This is a genomic window from Pseudarthrobacter scleromae (assembly GCF_014644515.1).
GTDB lineage: Bacteria > Actinomycetota > Actinomycetes > Actinomycetales > Micrococcaceae > Arthrobacter > Arthrobacter scleromae.
This window is the reverse complement of the sequence record NZ_BMKV01000001.1, coordinates 639,953-664,784: the sequence shown is the minus strand read 5'-3', so window position 1 is coordinate 664,784 and position 24,832 is coordinate 639,953. Positions and strand designations below refer to the sequence as shown.

General features: G+C 66.7%; 27 protein-coding genes and 1 tRNA gene. 12 read left to right on the top strand and 16 right to left on the bottom strand.

Translation table 11 applies throughout. From position 1 onward, the window contains the following. Window positions 1-70: 70 nt before the first annotated feature. Entirely contained in the window at window positions 71-1,150 is a 1,080-nt protein-coding gene (locus IEX33_RS03175) for a 4-hydroxy-3-methylbut-2-enyl diphosphate reductase (RefSeq protein WP_188727591.1), read from the bottom strand. 9 nt (window positions 1,151-1,159) lie between these two features. After that, a complete protein-coding gene (locus tag IEX33_RS03170; RefSeq protein WP_188727589.1) occupies window positions 1,160-2,011 on the bottom strand; it encodes a hypothetical protein in 852 nt (283 codons plus the stop codon). A gap of 252 nt (window positions 2,012-2,263) precedes the next feature. Between IEX33_RS03170 and xseA the strand changes: the two genes are divergently transcribed. Together xseA and IEX33_RS03160 are read left to right on the top strand one after the other, a co-directional pair. Beyond that, a complete protein-coding gene (gene xseA, locus IEX33_RS03165) occupies window positions 2,264-3,604 on the top strand; it encodes an exodeoxyribonuclease VII large subunit (protein WP_188727588.1) in 1,341 nt (446 codons plus the stop codon). Next, window positions 3,597-3,815 carry an exodeoxyribonuclease VII small subunit gene (locus IEX33_RS03160; RefSeq protein ID WP_066277590.1) on the top strand — a complete coding sequence of 73 codons (219 nt, stop codon included), beginning with the start codon at window positions 3,597-3,599 and terminating at the stop codon, window positions 3,813-3,815. The genes xseA and IEX33_RS03160 overlap by 8 nt, the downstream gene beginning before the upstream one ends. 28 nt (window positions 3,816-3,843) lie before the next feature. Here IEX33_RS03160 and IEX33_RS03155 read toward each other — a convergent pair whose 3' ends face one another. The 6 genes from IEX33_RS03155 to IEX33_RS03130 all read right to left on the bottom strand — a co-directional run bounded on the left by IEX33_RS03155 (window position 3,844) and on the right by IEX33_RS03130 (window position 9,653). Then, entirely contained in the window at window positions 3,844-4,698 is an 855-nt protein-coding gene (locus tag IEX33_RS03155; RefSeq protein ID WP_188727585.1) for a polyphosphate kinase 2 family protein, read from the bottom strand. Between the two features lie 51 nt (window positions 4,699-4,749). Further along, window positions 4,750-5,970: a pyridoxal phosphate-dependent aminotransferase gene (locus tag IEX33_RS03150; protein ID WP_066277595.1), complete on the bottom strand. Its 1,221-nt coding sequence runs from the start codon at window positions 5,968-5,970 to the stop codon at window positions 4,750-4,752. Between the two features lie 149 nt (window positions 5,971-6,119). Continuing rightward, window positions 6,120-7,082: an ABC transporter substrate-binding protein gene (locus IEX33_RS03145; protein WP_188727583.1), complete on the bottom strand. Its 963-nt coding sequence runs from the start codon at window positions 7,080-7,082 to the stop codon at window positions 6,120-6,122. After that, window positions 7,079-7,825 (bottom strand): ABC transporter permease, encoded by a 747-nt coding sequence (locus tag IEX33_RS03140; RefSeq protein WP_104185091.1) that lies wholly within the window; start codon window positions 7,823-7,825, stop codon window positions 7,079-7,081. The genes IEX33_RS03145 and IEX33_RS03140 overlap by 4 nt, the downstream gene beginning before the upstream one ends. Beyond that, entirely contained in the window at window positions 7,822-8,553 is a 732-nt protein-coding gene (locus IEX33_RS03135) for an ABC transporter permease (protein ID WP_188727581.1), read from the bottom strand. The genes IEX33_RS03140 and IEX33_RS03135 overlap by 4 nt, the downstream gene beginning before the upstream one ends. Next, window positions 8,553-9,653, bottom strand: coding sequence for an ABC transporter ATP-binding protein (locus IEX33_RS03130; RefSeq protein ID WP_308421948.1), 1,101 nt, complete (start codon window positions 9,651-9,653; stop codon window positions 8,553-8,555). Before IEX33_RS03130 ends, IEX33_RS03135 begins: the two co-directional genes overlap by 1 nt. A gap of 249 nt (window positions 9,654-9,902) precedes the next feature. Here IEX33_RS03130 and IEX33_RS03125 point away from each other — a divergent pair, with 249 nt between their 5' ends. Continuing rightward, on the top strand, window positions 9,903-10,916 hold the full coding sequence (locus tag IEX33_RS03125) for a pirin family protein (protein ID WP_188727578.1): 1,014 nt from the start codon (window positions 9,903-9,905) through the stop codon (window positions 10,914-10,916). 14 nt (window positions 10,917-10,930) lie between these two features. Here IEX33_RS03125 and IEX33_RS03120 read toward each other — a convergent pair whose 3' ends face one another. Continuing rightward, window positions 10,931-11,878 carry an N-acetylglucosamine kinase gene (locus tag IEX33_RS03120; RefSeq protein ID WP_229675205.1) on the bottom strand — a complete coding sequence of 316 codons (948 nt, stop codon included), beginning with the start codon at window positions 11,876-11,878 and terminating at the stop codon, window positions 10,931-10,933. Between the two features lie 59 nt (window positions 11,879-11,937). Next, a complete protein-coding gene (locus tag IEX33_RS03115; protein WP_188727577.1) occupies window positions 11,938-12,912 on the bottom strand; it encodes a LysR family transcriptional regulator in 975 nt (324 codons plus the stop codon). Between the two features lie 194 nt (window positions 12,913-13,106). On the opposite strand from IEX33_RS03115, the gene IEX33_RS03110 reads away from it, so the two are divergent. Further along, window positions 13,107-14,345, top strand: a complete 1,239-nt coding sequence (locus IEX33_RS03110; RefSeq protein ID WP_188727575.1) for an MFS transporter — start codon at window positions 13,107-13,109, stop codon at window positions 14,343-14,345. A gap of 163 nt (window positions 14,346-14,508) precedes the next feature. Further along, entirely contained in the window at window positions 14,509-15,012 is a 504-nt protein-coding gene (locus IEX33_RS03105) for an Lrp/AsnC family transcriptional regulator (RefSeq protein WP_066277621.1), read from the top strand. A gap of 42 nt (window positions 15,013-15,054) precedes the next feature. Here the strand turns inward: IEX33_RS03105 and IEX33_RS03100 are convergent, their stop codons facing one another. Beyond that, window positions 15,055-16,302 carry an MFS transporter gene (locus IEX33_RS03100; protein WP_188728194.1) on the bottom strand — a complete coding sequence of 416 codons (1,248 nt, stop codon included), beginning with the start codon at window positions 16,300-16,302 and terminating at the stop codon, window positions 15,055-15,057. 171 nt (window positions 16,303-16,473) lie between these two features. Between IEX33_RS03100 and IEX33_RS03095 the strand changes: the two genes are divergently transcribed. The 4 genes from IEX33_RS03095 to IEX33_RS03080 are packed head-to-tail and all read left to right on the top strand — an operon-like array spanning window position 16,474 to window position 18,965. Further along, a complete protein-coding gene (locus tag IEX33_RS03095; RefSeq protein WP_188727573.1) occupies window positions 16,474-16,953 on the top strand; it encodes an Lrp/AsnC family transcriptional regulator in 480 nt (159 codons plus the stop codon). 28 nt (window positions 16,954-16,981) lie between these two features. Continuing rightward, a complete protein-coding gene (locus IEX33_RS03090) occupies window positions 16,982-17,407 on the top strand; it encodes a DUF1761 domain-containing protein (RefSeq protein WP_188727571.1) in 426 nt (141 codons plus the stop codon). Window positions 17,408-17,441: 34 nt separating this feature from the next. Then, window positions 17,442-18,437 (top strand): magnesium/cobalt transporter CorA, encoded by a 996-nt coding sequence (gene corA / locus IEX33_RS03085; protein ID WP_188727569.1) that lies wholly within the window; start codon window positions 17,442-17,444, stop codon window positions 18,435-18,437. Window positions 18,438-18,440: 3 nt separating this feature from the next. Continuing rightward, a complete protein-coding gene (locus tag IEX33_RS03080) occupies window positions 18,441-18,965 on the top strand; it encodes a hypothetical protein (RefSeq protein WP_188727567.1) in 525 nt (174 codons plus the stop codon). On the opposite strand, the gene IEX33_RS03075 is transcribed toward IEX33_RS03080, so the two are convergent. The 5 genes from IEX33_RS03075 to galU all read right to left on the bottom strand — a co-directional run bounded on the left by IEX33_RS03075 (window position 18,962) and on the right by galU (window position 22,812). Next, the gene (locus tag IEX33_RS03075; RefSeq protein WP_188727566.1) at window positions 18,962-19,771 is read right to left on the bottom strand and encodes a CPBP family intramembrane glutamic endopeptidase; all 810 of its coding nucleotides are present in this window, start codon (window positions 19,769-19,771) and stop codon (window positions 18,962-18,964) included. The two genes, IEX33_RS03080 and IEX33_RS03075, sit on opposite strands and share 4 nt — an antisense overlap. A 281-nt stretch (window positions 19,772-20,052) precedes the next feature. After that, a tRNA-Ala gene (locus tag IEX33_RS03070) sits at window positions 20,053-20,125 on the bottom strand. A gap of 139 nt (window positions 20,126-20,264) precedes the next feature. Next, complete coding sequence (locus tag IEX33_RS03065) at window positions 20,265-21,200, bottom strand: hypothetical protein (protein WP_229675204.1); 936 nt, start codon at window positions 21,198-21,200, stop codon at window positions 20,265-20,267. An 81-nt stretch (window positions 21,201-21,281) separates the two neighbouring features. Then, entirely contained in the window at window positions 21,282-21,902 is a 621-nt protein-coding gene (locus IEX33_RS03060; RefSeq protein ID WP_188727564.1) for a GNAT family N-acetyltransferase, read from the bottom strand. A 4-nt stretch (window positions 21,903-21,906) separates the two neighbouring features. Beyond that, complete coding sequence (gene galU / locus IEX33_RS03055) at window positions 21,907-22,812, bottom strand: UTP--glucose-1-phosphate uridylyltransferase GalU (RefSeq protein WP_104185105.1); 906 nt, start codon at window positions 22,810-22,812, stop codon at window positions 21,907-21,909. 124 nt (window positions 22,813-22,936) lie between these two features. Here galU and IEX33_RS03050 point away from each other — a divergent pair, with 124 nt between their 5' ends. From IEX33_RS03050 to cpaB, 3 genes are all read left to right on the top strand, one after another. Beyond that, a complete protein-coding gene (locus tag IEX33_RS03050; RefSeq protein WP_188727562.1) occupies window positions 22,937-23,560 on the top strand; it encodes a 5-formyltetrahydrofolate cyclo-ligase in 624 nt (207 codons plus the stop codon). A 128-nt stretch (window positions 23,561-23,688) separates the two neighbouring features. After that, complete coding sequence (locus IEX33_RS03045) at window positions 23,689-23,958, top strand: FmdB family zinc ribbon protein (protein WP_188727560.1); 270 nt, start codon at window positions 23,689-23,691, stop codon at window positions 23,956-23,958. 104 nt (window positions 23,959-24,062) lie between these two features. Beyond that, window positions 24,063-24,827, top strand: a complete 765-nt coding sequence (gene cpaB, locus IEX33_RS03040; protein WP_188727558.1) for a Flp pilus assembly protein CpaB — start codon at window positions 24,063-24,065, stop codon at window positions 24,825-24,827. Window positions 24,828-24,832 lie beyond the last annotated feature (5 nt).

Here is a 24,832-nt window from a genome sequence, read left to right as displayed (position 1 = left end):
GTCCACAAAGATCAGATACGCGGTCACTGGCTGACGCACTGCGGGCTGCGCGGTCTCGGCCGTGTGCAGGTCAGTCGCGCGAGCGGCGTCCGCCCAGGGCACGGCTGACGTCGCCGGCCTGCTTGAGTGTTGCCCGGAGTTCCTTGGGCAGCGAGAAGAGCAGGTCCTCCTCGGCCGTAACAACTTCCTCCACGGTGCCGTAGCCGTACTCGGCCAGCAGGCGCAGGACGTCCTGGACCAGGACTTCCGGGACCGATGCCCCGGATGTCACGCCGACAGTGGCGACGCCTTCAAACCAGGCCTCATCAACCTCGTTCGCGAAATCCACGCGGTAGGACGCCTTCGCCCCGTACTCCAGTGCCACTTCCACCAGCCGGACAGAGTTGGAGGAGTTCGCTGAGCCCACCACGATCACCAAGTCTGCCTGCGGCGAAATCTTCTTGATGGCCACCTGGCGGTTGGTGGTGGCGTAGCAGATGTCGTCGCTGGGCGGATCCTGCAGGGTGGGGAACCGCTGCTTGAGCAGGCGGACCGTTTCCATGGTTTCGTCGACGCTGAGGGTGGTCTGGGAAAGCCAGATCACCTTCTCCGGGTCCCGGACGGTTACCTTGTCCACCTCATGCGGGCCGTTGATGATCTGGATGTGTTCCGGCGCTTCTCCCGCCGTGCCCTCGACTTCCTCATGGCCGTCGTGGCCGATCAGCAGGATGTCGAAATCGTCCTTGGCAAACCGGACGGCCTCCTTGTGGACCTTGGTCACCAGGGGGCACGTGGCGTCAATGGTGCGCAGGCCACGGTCCTCGGCGGACTGGACCACTGCAGGCGATACTCCGTGGGCCGAGAAGATGACCAGGGCACCTTCGGGCACTTCGTCCGTTTCGTCGACGAAGATGGCACCCTGTTCCTCCAGGGAGCTGACCACGTGCACGTTGTGGACGATCTGCTTCCGCACGTACACCGGAGGACCGTAGTGTTCCAGGGCCTTCTCGACGGCGATGACCGCACGGTCAACGCCGGCACAGTAACCGCGGGGAGCAGCGAGCAGCACCTTCTTGTTCCCGGAGACGGGGGCTGCGGCAGCTACTTCCTCAGGTGAGCGGCGCCTACGCGGGATGGTGGGCATCGAAAGGGAAACAGCTGAGGGGGTCATTACTCCATGCTACCGGCTTGCCCGGGCCCGCTTTCGCGTGGCGAACCCGGCCACCAGGCCCAGGAGCAACAGCGCACCGCCGCCGGCGGCCGCTGCCATGGTCCAGCCCCGGAAATCTGCTGCGGCCGCCGCCACCAACTCATCCCTGAACATGTTGGCAACCTCATTTCCGCTGTCCGCGGACACAGCGGCAGCGGAGGCAATCCCGGAGCCGAGGGTCCATGCAGCCGCCAGCAGCAGCGCGCCTGCTCCTGCGCCGGCAATTACTGTCCAGCGCCGGTTCGCCGCCACCAGGGCAAGGAGCAGAGCGATCGCCGACCCCCCGGCCAGAAGGTAGCCGGCGGGGGCATAGGTGGTGAGCCTCTCGGTCCATTCCTTGTGCTCAGGCTGGCCCACGTTGATGAGGGTCTGGTCCGGCGGATCCAGGGGCAACCCCGTGGTGCGTGAAATTTCCCCGGCCCCCAGCGACACCAAGGGAGCGACGTCAAGGGTGAGGGACGACGCCGGGGCTGATCCGCCGTCGTCCGTCGCCGGACTGGCAAAGCTCAGCCGGTGGCTGTTGCGCAGGGTTTCCTCCCATGCGGCCGGATACTCCGGCAGGGCGGTCAGCGCGGACGCGGCGTCCTCCAGCACCGGTTGGACCAGGTCCGAAAGGAACCCTGGAACGGCGCTGGTGTCGATGGTTGCCACCGCTGCCACGGCCAGCTGCTGCTGGAACCCGGGGTCCCTTCCGAGCGGAGCCGCCAGTTCAACGAAGCCCTGCTCCTGGACGATGTTGCGGTCCAGCCAGATGGCGGGGACTGCGACGGCGGCCAGCAGCACGGCCAGTACGGCGGCGGCAGCGGAAACAAAACTACGCACGGAGAATCCTTCATGTTGGCGGGGGTCACCCCATCCTAGGCGGGGCCCGGGGCGGCACCCTTGTCAGTCCGTGGTGGTAGAGCTTATGGATAAGGTTGAATGACCGCCGGCCACCACCGGCTTAGATTCCAACCGGCTCTTATTTCAAAGCGCTATTCCGACCAGCCCATTTCCAGCCAGCGACGAAACAACCAGCCGACCAACGGACGAAGGACCCCATGCCCGCAGCTACAGCCCGCCACGAGCGTCCGCATGTCTGAACAGGCGTCGCTTCCGGTCTCCGGCCAGCACCTCGCGGCGCCCTCCACGCTGCCTGCCACTGCTGCCGAAACCAGCCCGGACAACCCGTGGCCGCTCCAGCTGCTGTCACAGAAGCTCAAAGCCCATATCGACCGTACGCCGTCTGCGTGGGTTGAAGGGCAGGTTATTGAGCTGAACCGCCGGGGCACCAACGCCTACCTCACCCTGAGGGATGTCGACGCCGAGGTGTCGCTGCCCGCCTCCGTGTGGACCAAGGTGCTGGAACGCCAGAACCTGCCGCTGGAGCGGGGCTCCCGCGTGGTTGCCCTGCTGAAGCCGGAGTTCTGGCTCAAGACGGGCCGGCTGAACATGTTGGTCAGGGACATCAGGCCGGTGGGGCTGGGCGATCTCCTGGCCCGGATCGAGCGGCTGCGCCAGGCGCTCTCCGCCGAAGGGCTCTTCGCGGACTCCCGCAAGAAGCCCCTGCCCCTGCTGCCGCACCGCATCGGCCTCATCACCGGCCGCGATTCCGACGCCAAGAAGGATATCCTGCGCAACGCAGCCCTGCGCTGGCCGGCAGTCGAGTTCGAAATCCGGGAGGTGGCCGTGCAGGGGAACACCGCGGTGGCCCATGTGGTCCGCGCCCTCCGCGACCTGGACGCCCTGCCCGAAGTGGATGTCATCGTCATCGCCCGCGGCGGCGGCGCCCTGGAAGACCTCCTGCCCTTCAACAGCGAAGAACTGATCCGTGCCGTGGCCGCCGCCGCCACCCCGGTGGTCAGCGCCATCGGCCACGAGGCGGACCGTCCGCTGCTGGACGACGTCGCGGACCTGCGGGCTTCCACGCCCACGGACGCTGCCAAGCGGATTGTCCCGGAAGTGTCCGAGGAACTGGCAGGTGTGCGCCAGGCAAGGGTGCAGCTGCGCCGGTGCATGGAACGGCTGGTGGACAGGGAAGCGGACCGCCTGGCGTCCCTCCATTCACGGCCGGTGCTGGCAGCACCGGAAGGACTCGTGACCATCCGGTCCGAGGAAATTGAGCGGCTGCTCCGGAGGTCCTCCGCCGCCGTCAGCTCCTCCGTGGTCCGCGCGGCCGACCAGCTGGAGCACCTGAAAGCCCAGGTGCGGGCACTGTCGCCGCAGAAGACGCTGGACCGGGGGTACGCCGTCGTCGAACTCGCCGGTAAGCGGGCGGAAGAAGCCGGCACCGCCGGCCATGCCGTGGTGCGCCGCCCGGCCGAAGCTCCGCCCGGCTCGCCCCTGTCCATCCGCGTGGCTGAAGGCCGCTTCGGCGCAACCTCCACCGGGACACTTGAACAGCCCATTACCGAAACCGGAGAACTGAATGACTGAGCAGAAACCAGCGGCCGACATCCAGGCACTGAGCTATGAGGAAGCCCGTGAGCAGCTCATCGCTGTGGTGGGAAAGCTTGAGGCCGGCGGCGCCAGCCTTGAAGAATCCCTGGCCCTGTGGGAACGCGGCGAGGCCCTGGCTGCACGGTGCGAGGAATGGCTGGAAGGCGCCCGGAAGCGGCTGGCAGCTGCCCGCGACCAGCCGCTCTAGGCCCGCGGCCGCAGGCTGAAAGGAAGCGTCAGGACCGCACTACCAGCTCGCGTTCCAGGGCGACGTCGAACTCAGCCTTGGGCCATTGAAGGTCCATTCCGTTCAGTGCACCCAGCAGCAACTGCTGGACGGCGATCCGGGCAAACCACTTCTTGTTGGCGGGGACCACGTGCCAGGGCGCGTTCGCGGTGTTGGTTTCATCAATGGCCGCCTGGTAGGCATTCATGTAGTCCTCCCAGAAAGCCCGCTCGTCAAGGTCGCCACGGCTGTACTTCCAGTGCTTGGCCGGGTTGTCCAGCCGTGCCAGCAGCCGCTCCTTCTGCTCCTCTCCACTAATGTGGAGCATCACCTTCACCACCGTGGTTCCGGAGCCGCTGAGCCTGGCCTCGAACTCGTTGATGGCCACATAGCGGCGCTTGATCTCCTCCGGGCTGGCCCAGCGGTGGACGCGGTGGATCAGGACGTCCTCGTAGTGGGAACGGTCGAACACCCCCACCATCCCGGCGGCGGGTACTTCCTTTTCGATCCGCCACAGGAAATCGTAGGATTTTTCCTCATCCGTGGGAGCCTTGAAGGCCTTGAACTGCACACCCTGGGGATCCATGGCGGCCATCATATGGTTGACGATGCCGCCCTTGCCCGCGGTATCCATGGCCTGGAGGATCAGCAGGATGCGCTTGCGCCCGCCGAACCGGGACTCGGCGAACAGCTTTTCCTGCAGCTGCGCCAGTTCATCGTCGAGTTCCGCCAGCAGTGCCTGGCCGTCCTCTTTGGTGCCCTTGAAGCCCGGCGTGGAATCAGGGTCCACGTCGGCCAGCGAAAAACCCTTCCCTGCCCGCAGGGTCTCAGAAGGGTGCTGATCAAAGCCTGTGGCGCCGGACATGGGAAATCCTTTCGCGAAGTTCCACGGGACCGAAGCGCCCGTGAACACAGGCTAGTTGCCCTGGTACCTGCTGAGGAAGTCCCCCATCCGCCCCACCGCTTCTTCGATGTCCTTGACGTTGGGCAGGGTGACCATGCGGAAGTGGTCCGGGCGGACCCAGTTGAAGGCCCTGCCGTGGGACACCAGGATCTTTTGTTCCCTCAGCAGGTCCAGGACGAACTTCTCGTCGTCGCGGATGTGGTAGACCTCGGGGTCCAGCTTCGGGAAGAGGTAGAGTGCGCCCCGCGCCTGCTGGGTGCTCACGCCGGGGATGGCGTTGAGCATGTCGTAGGCCTTGTTGCGCTGCTCCAGCAGGCGCCCGCCGGGCAGGATCAGGTCGTTGATGCTCTGGTACCCGCCCAGCGCCGTCTGGATGGCATGCTGGGCCGGAACGTTTGCACACAGGCGCATGTTGGCCAGCAGGCTGATGCCTTCGAGGTAGTCCGCCGCATCCTTCTTGGGACCGGAGATGGCCATCCAGCCGGCCCGGTAGCCGCATACCCGGTACGCCTTGGACAGGCCGCTGAACGTCAGGCACAGGACGTCGTCGCCGGTCAGTTTGGCCAGGTTGATGTGGACCGCGTCCTCGTACAGGATCTTTTCGTAGATCTCGTCGGCGAAGACCACCAGGCCGTGCTTCTCAGCGAGGGCGACGATCTTCTTCAGCGTCTCTTCCGGGTAGACCGCGCCGGTGGGGTTGTTCGGATTGATGACCACGAGTCCCTTGGTGCGGGGCGTGATCTTGGCTTCCATGTCCTCCAGGTCCGGCTGCCAGCCCGTTTCCTCGTCGCAGAGGTAGTGGACGGGCCTGCCGCCGGCCAGCGCCACGGAAGCGGTCCACAGCGGGTAGTCCGGGGTGGGGATCAGGACCTCGTCACCGTCATTGAGCAGGGCCATCAGGGACATGGTGATGAGTTCGCTGACGCCGTTGCCCAGATAGATGTCATCCACGTGGATGTTCTGGATGTCCCGGGTCTGGTAGTACTGCGAGACGGCGGTCCGTGCGGAAAAGATGCCCCTGGAATCGCTGTAGCCCTGGGCGTGCGGCAGGTGGCGGATCATGTCCACGAGGATGGCGTCCGGCGCTTCAAAGCCAAACGGCGCGGGATTTCCGATGTTCAGCTTGAGGATCCGGTGCCCCTCCGCCTCCATCTGCTGGGCAGCCTGGAGGATTGGCCCACGAATGTCATAAAGGACGTTGTTGAGCTTGGTGGACTGCCTGAATTCTGCCATTCCTCAAATATGCCACAGGAAGGATGGACGGCCGTTGAGACGTCAGCCACAGGCTGCGCGCGCCGCCACCCGGAACGGACGACGGCGGCTGCCGGACTTCTGGAAGTCCGGCAGCCGCCGTCGTACTGCTTGTGGTCAGGTAGGTAGTCCTACTTGACGATGCCCTTTTCCTTGAGCCACGCGTCCGCCGCTTCCTTGGCACCCTGCTTCTGGCTGCCGCTGACGGCACGGTTCAGGTTGATGAGGTCCTCGGTGGTCAGGATGCGGGACACCGAGTTGAGGGCCTCCCTGGCCGTGTCGGTCATCTTCGCCTCGTTGTACAGCGGGACCACCTGCTGGGCGATGAAGTTGTTCTTGGGGTCTTCAAGGACCACAAGATCGTTGTCGGCAATGGACGGGGTTGTGGTGTAGATGTCCGCCACCTGCACCTGGTCTTCAAGGAGCGCCTTGAGCGTCACGGGACCGCCGCCGTCACTGAACGGCTCCAGTTTCTTCGGCTCGCAGTTGTAGTTCTCCTTCAGGCCGGGCAGCCCGTAGGCACGCTCGGCGAAGGTGGCGGGGGCGCCCACCACGATCTCGCTGCACACCTTGGCCAGGTCCTCGAGGGACTTCAGCTGGTACTTCTCGGCCGTGGCCTTGGTGACCACCATGGCGTCCTTGTTCTCGGCCTTGGAGGGTTCCAGCACCGCCAGTCCGTCCGGCAGCTTCTCCGGCAGGGCCGCCGCGATGTCGTCCGCCGACTCCTCGGACGCTTCCTTGTCCACGTGCAGCAGGAGGTTGCCCGTGTAGTCCGGAACCACGTCCACCGATCCGTCCTGGACGGCCTTGATGTACACCTCGCGGGAGCCGATGTTCGGCTTGGTGGTGGCGGTGATGCCGGCGGCGGTCAGGGCTCCTGCGTAGAGTTCCGCCACGATCTGGCTTTCCGGGAAGTCAGCCGAGCCGACGACGAGGGACGTTGCTTCCCCGGAGGCTGCTCCGGTGGTGGCCGGCGCGTTGCTCAGGGGATCGGAGGATCCTCCGCACGCGGACAATGCCATGGCCAGGCCTAGCCCGGCGGCGAGCCCGCTGAATGCCCGCCTGCCGAGGTGGTGTGGACGGCTTTCCTTCATGATTTACCTCCTTGTACCACAGCCTCCGTCAGGACGGGGTCTGTGAGATCGGCCGCAGCCTGCTGGCTGCGGCGGGACTGGCCAGAGGCGCCTGTTGCCAGGAACAGCCTCTGGAAAAGGGACAGGACGAGGTCGACGGCGATGGCGAGCGCTGCGATGAGCAGGGAGCCGCCGAGCATCTGCGGGAAGTCGCTGAGGACCAGGCCGTCGAAAAGGTAGCGGCCCAGGCCTCCCAGGTTGATGTAGGCCACCACGGAGACGGTGGCGATGACCTGAAGCACGCCGGTCCGGAAGCCGCCAAACATGACGGTCAGGGCGTTGGGCAGCTCTGCCCGGAACAGAACCTGCAGTTCGGTCATGCCCATGGCGCGGGCGGCATCCACCACGTTGCGGTCCACGCTGGAAATTCCGGCATAGGTGCCGGCCAGCAGCGGGGGGACCGTGAGGATAACGAGCGCCCAGATGGGCGGCATCAGCCCGATCCCGGCGAGCAGCACGAAGAGTGTCAGCAGCCCCAGGGTGGGCAGGGCGCGCAGCGCACCGGCGAGCGCCACCACGGCAACCCTTCCCCTGCCCGTGTGGCCGACGTACATGCCAACGGGGACGGCAATGGCAACAGCGATCAGCATGACCAGGCCGGTGTACTGGAGGTGCTCGCCCAGCCGGGCGGGTATTCCGGCGGCGCCGGTCCAGTGCAGCGGATCGGCCAGCCAGGCGAAGGTGTCGGTGAAAACGTTGCTCATGCGTTTCCGCCTCCGGTCTTAGGCATGGAGATACGCGCGGCCGCGTCAACTGCTTCTACCGCGCTACTGCCATCCTGCTGCCTGGTCCCCAGCCGCCCTGCCCGCTCCCACGGCGTGAGGAGCCGTTCCAGCAGGACAAGCAAAGCGTCCATCAGCAGGGCGAGGACAAGGATGGCAATAATCCCCACCACGATTTCCGTGATGAAGCCCCGCTGCAGTCCTGATGTGAACAGCATGCCCAGGTTTCCGATGCCAAGCAGCGCTGCCACGCTGACCAGGGAGATGTTGCTGACGGACACCACCCGGAGCCCGGCGAACATCACCGGCAGGGACAGCGGCAGGTCCACCCGCAGGAACCGGGCCAGCGGTTTGTATCCCATGGCCACAGCGGCCTGTCCCACGTCCTCGCTCACCGAGTCGAAGGCGTCCAGGGCGGCACGGACCAGGAGGGCCACCGCATAGATGGTCAGGGCCACCACCACGTTGAGCGGGTCCAGGATCCTGGTGCCCAGGATGGTGGGAAGGATGATGAAGAGTGCCAGTGAGGGAATGGTGTACAGCAGCGAGGAGGCCGTCAGCACCACCGAGCGGAGGGCCCGGTTCTGCCGGGCCAGCTGCGCCAGGGGAAGGGAGATGACCAGTCCCAGGACCATGGGGACGAGGGCAAGCACCAGGTGCTGGCCGGACCGTTCCAGGACCATGTCGATGTTGGCCAGGAACCACTCCATCAGAGTGCAGCCTGCCGGAGCTGGCGTGCTTCTTCAATGAGGGCCAGTACTTCTCCGCCCCGGATGACACCCTGCACCCGGCCCTCCGCATCCACTGCGACGCCGAGGCCCGACGGCGAGGACAGCGCCGCGTCCAGTGCGCGGCGCAGGCTTTCCCCGGGGCGGAACAGCGAACCTCCCGGAATGAGGCCGGTGGCGGTGCCGGGCGTGGACCATCCCAGCGGGCGCATCTCTTCGTCCACCACCAGCTGCCAGCCGCTTGTTGCGTCCGGATCGATTCCGGAGCCGCTGCGGCCGCGGACGATCGTCGGCACCGAGTGGAGGGTGACGCCGTCGGAAGAGGTGAAGCCAAGGTGCCGGAATCCCCGGTCCCGTCCCACGAAGGAGGCCACGAAGTCGTTTGCCGGGGCACGGAGGATTTCCTCCGGCGTGGCGTACTGGGCAAGCTTTCCGCCCACCGCGAAGACGGCCACCTTGTCGCCCAGGACTGTGGCTTCATCGATGTCGTGCGTGACAAAGACGATGGTCTTGGCCAGGTCCTTCTGGAGCCGCAGCAGCTCCTGCTGGAGCTCGTCGCGGACCACGGGATCCACGGCGCTGAACGGCTCATCCATGAGCAAAATGGGTGGATCGGCGGCAAGCGCACGGGCTACCCCCACGCGCTGCTGCTGGCCGCCGGACAGCTGGGACGGGTATCGCTTGGCGAGTGGCCGGGCCAGGCCCACCACGTCCAGGAGTTCCTCGGCGCGCCGGCGGGCGTCGGCCTTGGACACGCCGTTCAGCCGGGGCACGGTGGCAATGTTGTCCAGCACGGAGCGGTGCGGCAGCAGCCCGGCCGACTGCATCACATACCCCATCGAGCGGCGCAGTTCGGGCGCCGGCACGGAGGTGACGTCCCTGCCGTCCACCGTGATGGCCCCGGAGGTGGGTTCCACCATCCTGTTGATCATGCGCAACGAGGTGGTTTTGCCGCAGCCTGACGGGCCCACAAAGACGGTGATGGATCCCTTGGCGATGGACATGGAGAGGTTGTCCACGGCCGGTTGCCCGCCCTGGAACTGCTTGGTAACGCTCTGAAACTCGATCATCGCCTGGTCCATGGTGCGGACTCACCTGTTCTCTGGGACGGCCTCTGAAAGCACCGCGACATTGTCATCAGCACGCTGATAGTTACGGTAACCCAAACCGGGGCCGGCAACACCTGCAGCGCCCCGAATCCGGGCAAAGGAATCCCTACTGTAACCATTCGGAGCCGGGACCGCGCCGGATGGGAATGACCGTTCCGGCGAGGAACCGCTGTGGCCCGGGACGCTGTTCCGCCGCGGGCAGACCGGCCTTAAAGTGGTGGGGTGACCAACTTGGAAATAGCGCCGCAGCAGGAAGTCTGTCCGCCGGCAGCCCCTGAGGGGAGTTCCGGACCCTGCCTTCAGCTGTGGCCGCAACGCGAGGTACCGCTCGGCGGAGTACGCGCCATGAACGTCCAGCGGACTCTGCCGCAGCGTGGCCTGCCCACCATCGGGGCATGGTGTTTCCTGGACAGCTTTGGCCCGGACCGGACTGCGATGTCCGTACTCCCCCACCCCCACATTGGCCTGCAGACCGTAACCTGGCCCCTGGCCGGCCACATCCGCCACCGGGACAGCGTGGGCAGCGACGTTGTGGTCCGGCCGGGTGAACTGAACATCATGACGGCGGGCCACGGCGTCTCCCATTCCGAGTTCGCCGTGCTTCCGCCTGCCGGCGAAGCCCTGCCGGTGCAGCGCGGGCTGCAGCTCTGGGTGGCCCTGCCCGGCGGTGAACGGCACCGGGCACCGGCATTCGAGCAGCACCGTGAACTTCCCCGTTCCAGCGGGGAGGGCTTCACCGCCACGGTGATGGTGGGTGAATTTGCCGGTGTCACGTCACCGGCAACCATGTACTCACCGATCGTGGGTGCGGACGTCTCCTGCGGCGGGGCCGCCGTGCTGCCGCTCACTGCAGGGTTTGAGCACGGCATCCTTGTGCTCGACGGCGGCCTGGCGGTGGACGGCCAGGAGGTTCCACCGGGCCCGCTGGGCTACCTGGGCACGGGCCGCACGGAGCTGCAGGTGCAGGCACTCCCCGGAACGCGCTTCCTCCTCATCGGCGGCGAGCCCTTCCAGGAAGAGCTGCTGATGTGGTGGAACTTCGTGGGGCGCACCCACGAGGAAGTGGAACAGGCCAGGAGCGACTGGGAAGCCCAGGCCGGCCTGCAGGAAACGCAAACGGCTGTGGCACGGTACGGCCTGGTCCCCGGCCACGGTCCGGACGCGGGGCCCGAGGCGGGACGCATTCCCGCCCCTCCCCTCCCGGGCGTCCGGCTGACGCCCCGGAAACGGCTCTAAGGGACCGGACCGGATCAGGCCTGCTCTGCCACCAGTTGCAGCACACCGAAGACTGGTTCCTGGTCCAGCACGCGGATATCTGTCACGCCGGCATCCATCAGGTGGCGGCGGAAGGAGTGCTGCAGCGGTGCCACGTTCATGCCCAGGCCGCCGCCCAGGATCACGGGGCCGGTGATACCCAGCTGCTGCAGCACCTGCAGCGCCAGGCCGGCAAGGTCCTTCCCTGCCTGGTCCAGCAGCGCCTGGCTTTCAGGGTGGCCACCTGCCGCGGCCTCCACCACATACCGGGCCTGCTGGGCCCAGAAGCGCCGCCCGGTCTTCGGTGAATGGAACAGCGCGATGAGGCGGTTGGGGTCGCCCACCCCGCAGGACTGCAGCAGGGCCGTGGTGAGTTCGTCGGCGGGCAGTCCCCGGTTCATCCGGCCCAGGCTGTGCCGCACCGCTTCGCGGCCAAGCCAGTAACCGCTGCCTTCATCGCCCAGGAGGTAGCCCCAGCCGCCTGCCCTGGCCTCGCCGCCGTCGGCATTCCTGCCCCAGGCGGCCGAACCGGTGCCCGCTATCACCGCGACTCCCGTGCTCGCGTGCCCGGCGGCCAGCAGCAGGCGTGAATCATGCACCACTGTCACCCGGGCACCGGGCACGTGGGGCTGGATCAGGGACGCCAGGGCTGCGGCGTCGTCTTCGGTGTCGATGCCGCCCGAGCCCGCGTAGACCTGGGATACCTGCCCTCCCCCGATGCGCGAGAAGAGGTCGGCGAGGTTGGCGGCCGCCTCGTCGCGGCTGACGTTCTGCACGTTGGAGCTGCCGGCGGACTCATCCGCAACCGGCACCCCGTCCTCGAAGCGGACCCCGTGGGTCTTGGTGCCACCGATGTCCAGCCCGATGATGACACCGCCGGGCGGAGTTGATGCGGGAACCTGCGGGGCGGCGGGGAGGGCGGAGGAATTTTCGGTGTTGGTCACGTCACAAGGGTAATGGTGCGGGGGCGGCGGACGGCCCATCCCCGAGTCTTCCGGCCCAGTCAGCGGGACCGCTGCCGCACCAGCCCGGCCAGCAGTCCGGGCCCTTCCGTCACCACCATGTCCCGGAACAGCCGTACCGGCACCGGCTCCGAGCCAGGTTTCCGCCGCCGCCAGGACAGGCCAACTTCGCGGAACGCCAGGGCGGAGTCCAGGGGAACTTCGACCCAGCCCAGGTTCCCGGTTTCTGGGCTGACGGTACGGCCCGGGGCATCGCCTCCCGGCGGCAGGATGCTGACGCCCAGGCCGGCGGAGACCAGTCCCCGGACCGTGTGCGAGTCCTGGCTTTCGAACGCGATGCGCGGCCGGTAGCCGGCCTCGCGGAACAACGCATCGGTGAGCGAACGCATGCCGTACCCGGGCCCGAGCGCCACGAAGGGGTCTGCCCTGATATCGGCGAGCTTGGCGGAGGGCTGCGCGGCGAGGGGGTGGCTGTGGTGCACCACCAGGCGGAGCGGCTCGCGGTACAGCGGCGCCGAGGTCAGGTTCCGGCCGGCCGGCGCTACGGGAGCCGTCAGTGCCAGGTCCGACTCACCCGAGGCCAGTTCGTCAAGGCAGGCGTTCCGGGCGCCCTGGCTCAGCGTGAAGGCAGCGCCGGGATGACGGGTCCGGAAGGCACTGATCAGGAGCGGCAGGGCTGCCTCGCCGAACGTGTGCTGGAAGGAGAGGGAAATCCTTCCCCGCACCACGTCCGACTCGTCGCGGACGAGGTCCAGTCCCGCCTGGAACGCCGTGAGGGCCTGCTCGATGTACGGCAGCAGGGTGCGGGCGGCGGGTGTCAGCCGGACTCCCCTGCCGTCCCGGACCAGGAGTTCGGTACCGACGACGGCGCTCGCCCGGGCCAGGGCGCGGCTCACCGTGGACTGGGGTACTCCGAGCAGTTCCGCGGTTTCCGTGACGTGCTCGGTGCGCCCCAGCTCAGCGAGCACGGGCAGGAGCGGCAGCAGCTGCACGAGCTGTTTCTGGTCCGGTTCCACGGGCCGGCCTCCTTCCTGCTCGCCGCCGGCCCAACCAGGTAGCGCCAAGTGTCGTTTTGACGACCCATAACGACACTTGGCGCTACCTAGTTGGGAAAAAGCCGCCGGGTTTGGGAAAAGCATGCGATATTGCTATCAGTTTTACACAAAGCATGCATTGGATGCATGTATGTGGGAAAAGCTACGCTGGCCGCATGGCACATATCGTCCGCCCAAACAGCACTCCGTCCCCGCGCTGGAACGGGCATGCAAAGGGCTCGACGGCGTATGCCAGGATCCTCGCCGGCCTGTCCTTCGCGGGTGTGGCCACCTTCGCCCAGCTTTACTCCACCCAGGCCGTGCTGCCGATCCTGGCCTCAGACCTGCGGGTCAGCGCGGCGGAGGCCGCCCTGACCATCTCGCTGGCCACGGTGGGCCTTGCGGTGACGGTGATTCCCTGGTCTTTCCTGGCGGACCGGATCGGCCGGGTCCGGGCCATGGCGTGGGGCATTTCGATAGCCACAGTCCTTGGCCTGCTGGTTCCGCTGTCCACCAGCTTTGGCATGCTGCTTGCCCTGCGGCTCCTGGAAGGAATGGCGCTGGGCGGCATCCCGGCCATCGCCATTGCCTACCTCAACGAGGAAGTCACCAAAGCCCACGCGGCCCTGGCAGCCGGAAGCTACGTTGCCGGCACCACCCTGGGCGGGCTCGCCGGACGGCTGGTGGCCGGTCCGGCCGGCGAACTGTGGGGCTGGCGCGCGGCGGCACTGGCGGTGTCCATCCTTGCCACCCTCGCCGCCGTCGCCTTCCTCATCCTGGTGCCGAAGGCCCAGGGATTTGTCACCGCCCCCGCCGCCGGGCTGCGCGGGGCGTTCCGGACCCTCGGCGGCCACCTGCGGGACGTCCGGCTGCTGGTCCTTTATGGCCAGGCCTTCCTGATGATGGGCGGGTTCGTGGCGGTGTACAACTACCTGGGGTTCCGGCTTTCCGGCGAACCCTTCGGCCTTCCGGGAACACTGATCAGCCTGATCTTCCTGGCCTACCTGTCGGGGACCGTCACGTCGCGCTGGTCGGCGGGGCTGACCCTTCGCTTTGGCCGCCGGACTGTCCTGCTGGCAGGCCTGGCGTTGTCCACAGCGGGCCTTGCCCTGACGCTGACGCAGTCCCTTGCCTTGATCCTGGCCGGCCTGGTGGTGTTCACCGGCGGCTTCTTCGCCGCCCACAGCATCGGGGCCGGTTGGACCGGCGCCCTTGCCAGCACCGGCCGGGCCCAGGCCGCCTCGCTGTACAACCTGGCCTACTACCTCGGGTCCAGCATCATCGGCTGGGCCGGGGGCCTGGTGTTCCAGTCCCTTGGCTGGAATGCCCTGGCCGCGGCAGTCATGGTCCTTGCCTGCCTGACTGCGGCGGCTGTCGCCGTCGTCCATTCCGGTAAGGAACGCGCCGCGGCCTAGAAGCCGGCGGCACTGCGGTTCCGTCAACCAGGGTGCTTCCGTGAAGATTCTGCTCTCTGCCCGGGAAGCGGCAGCGCGAAATTCGGCGGCCAGCCTGCACATTACCTGGTACCGCAGCCGGGCGCGGCTAGGATGAAACCCAGGATCGTCACGAGGAGCTGCAGTGAGCACGAATGCCAGGAACGCCAGGCCGGGAGCGCATCTGGAACCGCTCGACGCGATTGACGAGCGGCTGCTGGCGGCCCTGGTGGCCGATGCCCGGATCTCCAACAAGCAGCTCGCGGAACTGGTGGGAATCGCCCCTTCCACCGCCCTGATGCGCACCCGCGCCCTGTCAGAGCGGGGAATCGTCCAGGGCTACGAGGCGAAGCTCAACCTGTCAGCAATCGGCCGGTCCGTACAGGCGCTGGTTGCCGTGCGGCTCCGTGCCCATGACCGCGACCAGATTGACCGTTTCACGGGCAGGGTGCCGCACCTGCCTGCCGTGCTGTCCACCTTCCACACCTCGGGCTCTGTGGACTACCTGCTGCATATTGCCGTCGCAACCACCGAGGACCTGCGGGACTGGGTGCTGGACAACCTGGCTACGGACCCCGTGGTGGGGCACACCGAGACAACGCTGGTGTTCGAACACATCCAGGGCAATCACGGTCCGTTGCCGGATTAGCAGGGCTGCCCCAACCTGCCTGCCGGAACGTGCCGGGGCAGGCTACCCGCGGCGCCCGATGAGCGCGAGCCGGAGCGTCACGGCCGACAGGATCAGTGCTGCACCGCCGCACAGCCCCACGAACCCGGCCACCGCAGCGGGCAGGCCGAAGACGCCGGCTGCCCAGCCTAGGCCGAGGACCGGCACCGCGCTGCCAAGGTAGGTGATGACGTAGACGGTGCTGACAATCTGTGCGTGCCGCGATGCCTCCACCCTGGCCGCAACGTTGTTGAAGACGGTGCGGAACGCGGTTCCCTGGCCCACACCGGCGGCAAGGGCTGCGGCGACCAGCAGCACGGGACTGTGCCACGCTCCCGCCGCCCCCAGGAGCACGACGGACACGCCCATGACTGCCAGTCCGGCCGGAACCGTGTAGCGGCCCCGGAGGGTCAGCAGCTGGCTCAGCGCGGAGGACGCCAGGGCCAGGCCGGCCAGGACGCCCACCAAGGGGCGGGAATCGGTGTGCAGCACCTGCGCAAAGTAGCCGGGGGCCAGCGACAGGCAGAATCCGAAGACCGCAAAGCTGAGGAATCCGACGCCGGCGGCAAGCCAGAAGGCTCCCCTCGCCTCGCGGGATACGGAAGGGCGGCGCGGCGCGAGGGCCTTCAGCGGCCGGGAGGGTGCGGGGAGGCTGATCGCGGGGCGGGCACGCAGCAGGAACAGCGGCACCAGGAGCCCGGCAAGGATCAGGGAATGGACATAGTACGGGGATGTGGTGGCGCCCGGGAGGAGTGACAGCAGTCCCCCAATGACCGGCCCCGCCGCCACTCCCCCGGATGAGGCCAGCAACGTGAAGCGGGAGGCCCACTCCGGGCGGGACGGAAGGAGTTCGCGCAGGGCCGCGGCACTGGCACCCGTGGCCAGCGCAACCGCTGTCCCCTGCAGGGCCCTGCCCGCGCACAGCGCAGCGAGCGTTTCTGCTTCAGCGAAGAGCCACCCGCCGGCCAGTCCTGCAAGGACGGCCAGGATGAGCGCAGCCCGCCGGCCGATGTGGTCAGACCAGTGCCCGGCCAGCATCAGCGTGGCAACCAGGGACAGGACGTAGCTGGCGAACGCGGCGGTGACTCCCAGCGTGGACAGCCCAAGTTCGGCCTGCAGGAGGGGATACAACGGTGTTGCCAGGTTGGCGCCCACCAGGAGGGTGAAAATTACGGTTCCCGCCATCACGAGCCGGGTTGTGGTGGATGCATCCCACCCGGCGGAGGCAGCAGCCGGGGCCGGGCGCATGCGGAGTTCACTGAAGACCGTCATCGTGTGCCGCCTCTGGTTCATACCGCGGTGGAGATCCTTGTGGGAGTCCGGCGCGGGGTGGATATCCGATGCCTTAAGAGTGCGTTAGTGCTGCTCCTTTGATCGGATTTTCATGGAAGAATTGCGCAGGATCATCAGTATTGCCGTTCGTGTGTGACTGAGAGTGACTATATGAACCAGTTGGACCCCACCGACCTCAAAATTCTCCTGGCAATGATCCGCGATCCCCGGATCCAGATCGGCGAACTGGCCGAATCGCTGGGCATTGCCCGGAACACGGCCCAGACCCGGGTCCGGCGCCTCCTCCGTGCGGGCGTGCTGCGGCCCGGCGGCCGCGAGGTGGACCTGGAGGCGGTGGGCTATGACGTGGTGGCCTTTGTGACCATCGAGGTCTCCCACCGCGAACTGGACGGCGTGGTCGCTGCGCTCCGGTTGATACCCCAGGTCCTGGAGGTCCACGAAATCTCGGGCCGTGGGGATGTCTGGTGCCGGGTGGTGGCCACAGACACCCACAACCTCCAGTCCTCCCTCCGGCAGGTCCTGAGGATCAAGGGCGTGATCCGGACCGAAACAGTCCTGGCGCTGCACACCCACATCCCCTACCGCACCGAGCCCCTCATCAGCGGCCTCGCCAGGGCGTCCAACACCTGACCACGGCCGGGCGGCTAGGATTTCCAGAATGGATTGGCTCTCATACGTTTCACAGATCAACTGGCTTGCCGTGCTGCTCGCCTTCGTCGCAAGCATGGCCATCGGCTTTGTCTGGTACATGCCTGCAGTGCTCGGCAACCGCTGGATGGCCGCGATCGGCAAGACGGAGGACGACCTGAAGAACATGGGCGGCGGCGCCGGCATCTGGCTGCCGATGATGGTGGCTGCGGCACTGACGGCGATCCTGCTGGCTGTCCTGATCGCCAGGCTTGGGCTGGACAACGCCCTGGCCGGCGGCTTGTTCGCCCTGGTTATGGGCCTGGTTTTCCGCGCAGGCGGCCACGTCATCCACAACGGCTTTGCAGGACGCCCCGCAGCCGTCACCCTCATCGATTCCGGCCACGACCTGGTGGCGATGGCGGTCTCCGGTGCGATCATCGGAGGAATGTCCTGATGGCTGCACGCCCCTCGCCCGGGGCCCGGCGCCCATGACCATCATCGACAATGCCGTCTATGTGGACGGCGTGCGCCACGTGGAACCCGAGAGCCTCGAACAGACCTTTGACATGCTTGCGCACCACGGCGGAATGGCCTGGATCGGGCTGTACCGGCCCACGCCGGAGGAAATGGCGGCGGTGGCAAGCGAGTTTGGCCTCCACGACCTTGCGGTGGAAGACGCCATCTCCGCGCACCAGCGCCCCAAACTGGAGCGCTACGACGACAGCCTGTTCACGGTCCTCCGGCCCGCCCGGTACATTGACGACTCCGAAAGCGTGGAATTCGGCGAACTCCACATCTTCACCGGCAAAAACTATGTGGTCACGGTCCGCCATGCAGAGATGGCCGGCGTGGCCCGGGTGCGGCGCCGCATGGAGGCCCGGCCCGACCTCCTGCGCCACGGGCCCGAAGCAGTCCTGTACGCACTGCTGGACCGCGTGGTGGATGACTACGCACCTGTGGTGGCCGGACTCGAAAACGATATCGACGAGATCGAGGACCAGCTTTTCAGCGGCGACACCACGGTGTCCCGCCGGATCTACGAACTGGCCCGGGAAGTCATCCAGTTCCAGCGGGCAATCCATCCACTGCCGGACATGTTGCACCAACTTGAACGCGGATTCGAGAAGTACGGCGTGGAAACGGACCTGCGGCACAGCCTCCGCGACGTCGAAGACCACGTAGAGCGCGTGATCTCCCGGGCGGATTCCTTCCGGGACCTGCTGCAGAACGCGCTCACCTTGGACGGCACCCTCACCGCAAACCGGCAGAACGAGGCCAGCGCCGAACAGAACGAACAGGTGAAGAAGATCTCCTCCTGGGCGGCGATCTTCTTCGCGCCGTCTTTCGTTGCCGGTGTGTACGGGATGAACTTTGACCACATGCCGGAGCTCCACTGGGAACTGGGCTACCCGCTGTCCATTGGCATCATGATCGCGATGGCGGCCCTCATGTACGGCATCTTCAAGAAGAAGGGCTGGCTGTAGGCCATGGCCGCCGAGCCGGAGCGGCCAGCCCTCCCCGAGGGCCGCATCCTGGTGCCCGGCAGCAGCCGGCAGCTGGCGGTATACGGCCTCTTCCCGCCGCCACCGGGCCGGCACCTGGCGGCACATGCCGGGTCCCGCGTCTTTGCCGCCAAGGCCTGCGAACCGGAACTGCTGTGGATCAGCTTCGACGAACTGTGCGCCCCGGGTACCTCCAGGGAAGACTATTCCCTCCTCGCAGCGGGGGCGGAGCTGTGGGTCATTGATGGTGTTCCGCCGCCTGAGCCATCGGATGCCGGTCCACAGGCGGAAGCATGGGAGCTCTTTGCTGGCGCACTTGGGGCAGCGGCGGCCCGCGGAACAACCCTGTTCGTGGTTGGTACCGCCCCGATGGACTGGGGTGCCGCGTCCGTGTCTGCGGATGACGCGCGGCTTCGGTCCGCATTGGCGGAGACCGCCCGGCTCCTTGCGAAGCTGAAGCGGGTGGAGTCCGATGAAACTGTTGCCGTGGAGGGCGTGTCAGGGAGTTAGTGTGCGGGCCTGGGCGCACCCTTCACCAGGTCGCGGCTGCCGGCGTAAGCGACCGCTGCCACGGCCAGGACGGCAACAACTCCGGCCAAAACCCACCACGCCACGAGGTAGGGGTACGGACTGCCCTGCAGGTCGGCGAGGAAAAACTTCGTGAAGCTGTTGAAGGCGGCATGGAACAGGACAACAACCGGCAGGCTCGCCTGAGTGCTGTTGTACAGCCAGGCAAGCAGCACCGACTGCGCAAGGATATACACCGCAAAGGGCGTCAAAGGACGCTGGCCCGGGTCCGACACCAGTTCCGGAAGGTGCCAGGGAAACCACGCCAGCCCAATGATCAGCGCGGCCCGCAACGCGCTGTAATCCCGTTGCAGCCGCGGCAGCAGAAACCCGCGCCAGCCGAGCTCCTCAAAGGTGCCGACAATAACGATCGTGACGACGATCGAACCGGCAACCTGCAGCAAGTCAGCCGGCTCCCAGCGCGGAACCGGTGCCCCTGCGGCCACTGCAGCCCACAGGGCAAGGCCGGGGGCAACCAGCGGCATACCCAGTGCCACGCCGTACCACGCAGGGTTGACCCGCCAGCGTCCGAGCTGGCGCAGAAGGCCCAGCAACTCGGGGCGGCCTCCCACGAGGAAAGCAACCAGGACCGCCGCCAGCCCCGGCCCGAAGGGCACCAGTGGACTGCTCTCCGGGTTCAGGAGCACCAGCGGCCAGATGGACCAGGAAATGACGTACGCCAGCCCAAGGTAAAGCGCAATGTCGTGCCGGGCCGCCCAATCCCGCAACCGGTGGCCGTGAACCGCCATCACAGACCTTCTTAGAGTCGTGCCTGAGTGAGGGTTAAGTCTGGCATTCAATGCTGCCGCCAGGCAGCCAACCATGCCCCCGATAAGACGTTAGGTAGGTCATTGGGGTTGGGGGTGGACCGCGTGGGACAACCGGTCATGAGGCTCGGCCGCGCAAACCGGTGGCTGAATAAAATGAAGTGGCCCATGGTGCCGGGGGTTCCAGGGCAACCCCGGAGATCATCAGGCCAATTGACGAACCGGATTTCAGATCACATCCCCTGCCCGGGGGCTGCGTTGTGTGGAGCTAAGGAGATTCGAACTCCTGACCTCTTCGATGCGAACGAAGCGCTCTACCAACTGAGCTATAGCCCCGGATGGATCCGCCCCTGCAGGAGCGGCACCGGTGACCCTAGGCTACAAATTTTTCCGGCTTAATGCCAAACTGCAGCCTCCAACCCCGCACCAGCGTGCCGGTGGGATACGTAGGGCTTCGCCTGACGGCGCCCACCAGTCAGGCGCGGCGGCGCTGCAGGACGTCGTCGAGGTTGCTGAGGGCACTCTGCGCCTTGGACAGTTCCTGGCCCTCGGCGGCTGCCGGCGGCGCGGCGGCAACGCCCTGCTTGAGGGACGGCTTGCCCGTGGCTTTCGGTGCCTCCGGGAGCTCCAGCGGCTCAGGCGCCGGGCGCTCGGCCTTGGCTGCCTCAACATAGACGGGTTTGGGAACCTCCACCGGTTCCCACGTGGACGGAGCAGCTGCACTGGCCGCGGAGCCGGCAGATGCCGCGCTTGAATCGCCCGCGGCAACCGCCACAGCAAGGGCGGCCTCACGCAGTTCCATGGCAGTCAGCGGCCTAATCCTGGGCTCGTGCGCCTCGGCGTCGAAAAGGGGGTTGTCCTGCTTCGCCGGAGCCGCTTCCGGCCGTGGCGGGAGGCTGGCAGCGGGTTTGGGCTGCCGGGCCGGTGCGGTCATGGCGGCCCGGAAGGCTGCGTTGACCTTTGCCCTCCTGTCCCGAACGGCCAGCCAGCGCAGGAGGATAACGGACCCGGCGGTGAGCGCCAGGCACGTCAGGGGAAGGACAGGAGCGCCCAGCCCGAAGAGCAAAAGCACACCGGAAACGAACGCGGTGACCAGCGACAGCAGCCCAACCAGGGCAATGCCGGTGCGGCCGTAGCGAATCCGGGACGTACCCCCGGTTGGGGAGCCGGCAGTGGCGGTCGCGGGTCCGGCACTCTTCCTGGTGTCCATGGCTTTCTCCTGCTGGGCGGCGACGTTCAATACCAAAGCGGCTGGCGGTTCCGGTGTTTCATCTGCTGCGGGCTCCGCCGCGAAATCGCCGGCGGGCTGGAACTGGTGCCTGCGGTTCCGGAGGACGTAGGGCGCAACCCACACAATCCAGAGCACGACGGCAACCACAAGGATCACTGAGCTGCTAAGGGGGAAGTCCACACTCAAAACCGTATGAGCATCCTGTCCGCTGCGGCAGCATTAGCTGCGGTGTGTCGTGGCGCAGCCGGCAAATCAATGGATTTATGACGGCCGTGAGGCGAGCCAGGGCCGGAGCAGCCCGTCCGGGACCTCTTCCGCGGTCAACGCGAACGACCGGTGGTCAGCCCACTCCCCGTTGATGTGCAGGTAGCGGGGCCGGTATCCCTCGTCCCGGAAGCCCAGCTTTTCCACCACGCGGAGGCTTGGTCCGTTCTCCGGCCTGATGTTGATTTCCATCCGGTGCAGGCCAAGTGTCCGGAAGCAGTGGTCCGTAACCATGGCCACGGCAGTGGGTGCAATGCCATGGCCTGCCCGGCCCCGGTCCACCCAGTAGCCAAGGGTCGCCATCATCGCTGATCCCCACACGATCGATGAAACGGTCAACTGGCCAATAATGGCGGGGCTCCCGGCGGTGGGAATCCGCTCGGTGATAACGAAAGGCAATGCAGTAGCCTGCGCTGCCTGCGTCTTCAATGACCGGACCATTTGCCGGTAGTCCGGGAGGCCTCCGGCAGGATCCGGGTTGGAAGCTTCCCACGGAGCAAGCCACTCACTGTTGCGGGACCTGACCTCAGTCCACTCCTTCTTGTCCCGGTACCGGATGGGCCGCAGGACCAGATCCCCGCACTCCAGGGTTACGGGCCAAATTGGACCAGCGCGCACGGCGCTACTTGGACAGGCCGGCGGTGAACCCCGGCAGCCACTCCCGCAAGCCCGGCCCCAGGTCCTCGCTGTCAATGGCGAGCTGAACGCAGGCCTTGAGATAGCTGAGCTTGTCCCCGGTGTCGTAGCGGCGCCCACGGAACACAACGCCGTACACTCCGTATCCCTCGCCTTCGCCGGTCGCCAGTTCCTGGAGGGCGTCCGTCAGCTGGATTTCGTCTCCGCGCCCGGGGGCGGTGCGTTCCAAGACCTCAAAGACGGCAGGGTGGAGGACGTAGCGGCCGATCAGCGCAAGGTTGGACGGCGCCTCTTCGGTGCTTGGCTTCTCCACCAGGCGGTTGACGCGAACGTAGGATTCGCCGTCGATCGGCTGGACGTCAGCGCAGCCGTAGGCGCTGATCTCGGACGGTTCCACTTCGATGAGCGCGATGACGGACCCTCCCGTTTCCGCCTGCACGTCGATCATGGTGCCCAGCAGTTCGTCCCGGGCATCGATGAGGTCATCGCCCAGCAGCACGGCAAAGGCTTCATTACCAACGTGCTGCTTCGCGCGCAGCACGGCGTGGCCCAGTCCGTGCGGGTCTCCCTGCCGGACGTAGTGGATATCGCCCAGCTTGCTGGCGGCCTGGACGGATGCGAGTTTCTCGGTGTCCCCCTTGCCCTCAAGGGTGGATTCGAGGGACGGCACGCGGTCGAAGTGGTCTTCCAGTGCCCGTTTGTTGCGCCCGGTGATCATGAGGAGGTCGTGGAGGCCGACGTTCACGGCTTCCTCAACCACGTACTGGATGGCAGGCTTGTCCACGACGGGGAGCATTTCCTTGGGCATCGCCTTGGTTGCCGGCAGGAACCTGGTACCGAGTCCGGCGGCAGGAATGACGGCTTTGCGAACTCTCGGGTTACTGGTAGTCACCGGACTAATCTAACGTCAGCGTCAAGCATTCAGTAAACAACGGAGCCAGCGGCCCCTGCAGGCACCCGACGGATTTACCACACGGATAACCGGCCGCCGGCGCGCGGCAGTATGGAGGAGACACATGACGCTTGAGGAAACGAAAGCAGCCAAGGACCTGATCCGTGCTGCCCACCGCCGCCGAAGGGCTGCGATGACATCCCTGGAACGGGAGGAGGCCGGAACCGCCCTGGCCAAGCATGGCGCGGCGTGGGCGGCTTCGGTGATGCCGGCAGAGGAGGCCACGGTGTGCGTCTACCTGGGCGTCGGCGCGGAACCGCCCACGCTGCCGCTGATTGCAGCACTGCACGACGACGGCCACAGGGTTCTGCTTCCCGTCTGCGAACCAGGGCGTGAACTGGGATGGGTCTTCTGGGCGCCGGGCATTGAGCTGGCACGCAGCAGGTTCGCCCCGATCCTGGAACCGGTCGGGACCCGGCACGAGATTGAGATTGCCGGCCAAGCCGCTGCGCTGTTCATCCCTGCCACGGCCGTCGATCTCGCAGGCAGCAGGATCGGCCAGGGCGGCGGCTACTATGACAAGTTCCTGGGCCACCTTGCGTCCGCCGGGAAGCATATTCCCCTTGCCGCAGTTCTTTATGACGGGGAATTACTGCCCGCCGGCGCGATTCCGGTGGAGGAATTCGACCGTCCCGTGCCTGGCGTCGTGCTTCCTTCCGGGTTCAGGGACCTGGCGAACGCCGCCTGACCGCAATATCCGGGCGCAGGGGAATGCTAGAATTGGCACTCAGGCCCTGTGACTGCTAATGGGACATCCAGTTGGATTAACAAGCGGCAGTCCGGGACCTCTCGTTTTGCCCAAGAGGAGGAGCACCAGTGCCAACGTATGCTTACGCCTGCAAGGATTGCGGCCATGCCTTTGACATCGTCCAGTCGTTCTCGGACAGCTCTCTGACGTCCTGCCCCGAGTGCCAGGGTGCCCTGCGCAAGAAGTTCAACAGCGTGGGTGTCGTCTTCAAGGGTTCCGGCTTCTACCGCACGGACTCCCGGGACGCCAAGGGCAGCACGGTTTCGGCTGCTCCCGCCGCTCCTGCCGCGGCACCGGCACCCGCGCCGGCCGCTTCGGCCCCCGCCGCTGCCAGCTGACGCACGGTCCTCGACTCAAAGCCCGCCTGGCGGTTGGGCAAGGTTGTCCACATACCCGCTCAGGGCACTGCCGCATCTCTTTGCGCCGCCCCTAGCGTAGGCACATGCCTTCATACCGCCAGTCCAGCCGGAACACCTCAAGCGCGCCACATCCCGGACTCTTCCGGAAACCGCGGCTGCGGCGACGCCCTGGCAGGGTCCGCGGCTCCGGCCGCGTTACAGGCAGGCGTCCTCCCGCGCGCTTCGCGGGCTGGCTGAGCCGCAACAGGCGCCTCGTTGTCGCGTTGCTGCTCTGCGTCGCGGCCGCCATCACAGTGCACCAGCTCACCCCCGCCCCGGTCTACACGGTGACGGCGCTGACCGCCGCGAGGGATCTCCCCGCCGGCGCCGCACTATCGGAGGCAGACCTCGCCGCTGCACAGGTTCCGCCCGGCATGATGGCCAGCGGATTCCTCAAGGAGCCGGGTGAGGCGGCAGGCAAGCAGCTCGCGGCGCCCCTTCGCAAGGGTCAGCTGCTCACGGATGCCCAGCTTGTCGGTCCAGGCCTCCTGGCTGGCACTCCCCCGGGATCCGCTGCCGTACCCCTACGCATGGCCGATCCGTCGTCCATCCAGCTGGTCTCCCCGGGGCAGCTGGTGGACGTGGTCCTCACCTCGGCCAACGGCTTCGACCAGCAGGACCCGCCCCAGATCCTGGCCTCCGGCGTGCCCGTGCTGTGGACCTCCGGCCAAGGCGGCCAGACTGGACAGTGGCTGGGTACTGCCGAGACAGACGGCCTGATAGTCGTGGCCGCCACCGCGGAACAGGCAGCCCGGCTCGCAGGCGCCTCCACCCAGGGCAAGCTGTTCTTCGTGCTGGTGGGGCCGTGAAGACC